This window comes from Photobacterium carnosum, assembly GCF_002849605.1.
Classification (GTDB): domain Bacteria; phylum Pseudomonadota; class Gammaproteobacteria; order Enterobacterales; family Vibrionaceae; genus Photobacterium; species Photobacterium carnosum.
Genome location: NZ_NPIB01000072.1, coordinates 1 through 1,026 on the forward strand (window position 1 = coordinate 1; position 1,026 = coordinate 1,026).

General features: G+C 34.5%; 1 protein-coding gene. It reads right to left on the reverse strand.

Annotated elements, in window-relative coordinates:
- Nucleotides 1-5: 5 nt before the first annotated feature.
- Complete coding sequence (locus CIK00_RS21115; protein ID WP_101770506.1) at nucleotides 6-950, reverse strand: IS1595-like element ISPma1 family transposase; 945 nt, start codon at nucleotides 948-950, stop codon at nucleotides 6-8.
- Between the last annotated feature and the right edge of the window lie 76 nt (nucleotides 951-1,026).

The following is a 1,026-nucleotide window of genomic DNA, read 5'->3' on the forward strand; positions in this document are numbered from 1 at the left end:
CCTGATTACCACCGAGACTCAGCCAGAGTTAATAATTTCTCTGGCATCGGTGGTGATTTTGCACCACATTTAATCAGCGTATTGAATATATCTTCAACTCGAAACCGATAATTAAATCTAAAACAGAATTCACCAAGATAACGAGGAATATGTTTTTCTCTAATTGCGTGATATGTCCCTTTTATAGAATTTTTAACGTTACCAATCATTGTATCGACCCAATAAAATGCAGCTTCATATTGGTGAAGTTCTTTACCATTTTTTGATAATGAACCATGAATAATATCTGCTGCTAACAGACCATTAAAACAGGGCAAACCATCTGATATGACTAACGTTTTTTCTTGTAAATGCTTTTTAGCCCAATCTGTAATTTCTTGTTTTTTAAAACAAGAAACAACACTTAGCCGCATATAAATAGGATGACCTTCTTCATTCAAAGAGATCGCTGATACAAAAGGTGTTTTACCTTTGGCACCACGTCCTCGCTTTCCTTTTTGTTTACCTCCAATATATGCATCATCCAATTGCACGATATTGCCTAACTTTCGATTATCATCATGCTCTTTCATCACTTGCATGAGCTTATGTTTTATTCGCCATGCTGTGTTATAAGAAACCCCTAATTTACGCTTTAGCTCTAATGCTGAAATACTGTTTTTATCTTGAGTGATGAGATAAATAGCTAAAAACCAACTAGTTAACGGTAATTTTGAATGAGAAAATAAAGTACCTGCCGTCAATGATGTCTGATGATGACACTTATTACATTGATATAATGAGCGTGATTTAAGTTCACAATAGCTTTTAGAAGCGCAGTTAGGGCAAACGTAACCATTTTTCCATCGAATATTAAATAAACGCTCTCTACATTGCATTTCTGTCCCATACATTTGCATAAATACGGGTATAGAAAAGCCTTTCTGAAATTGGATTGAATTCTTAGGCATAACGTCACTCCTATACTTCAATATATTGAAGTATAGGAGATAATTTAACAGTGGCTGTTAAATAGTGGTAATCAGG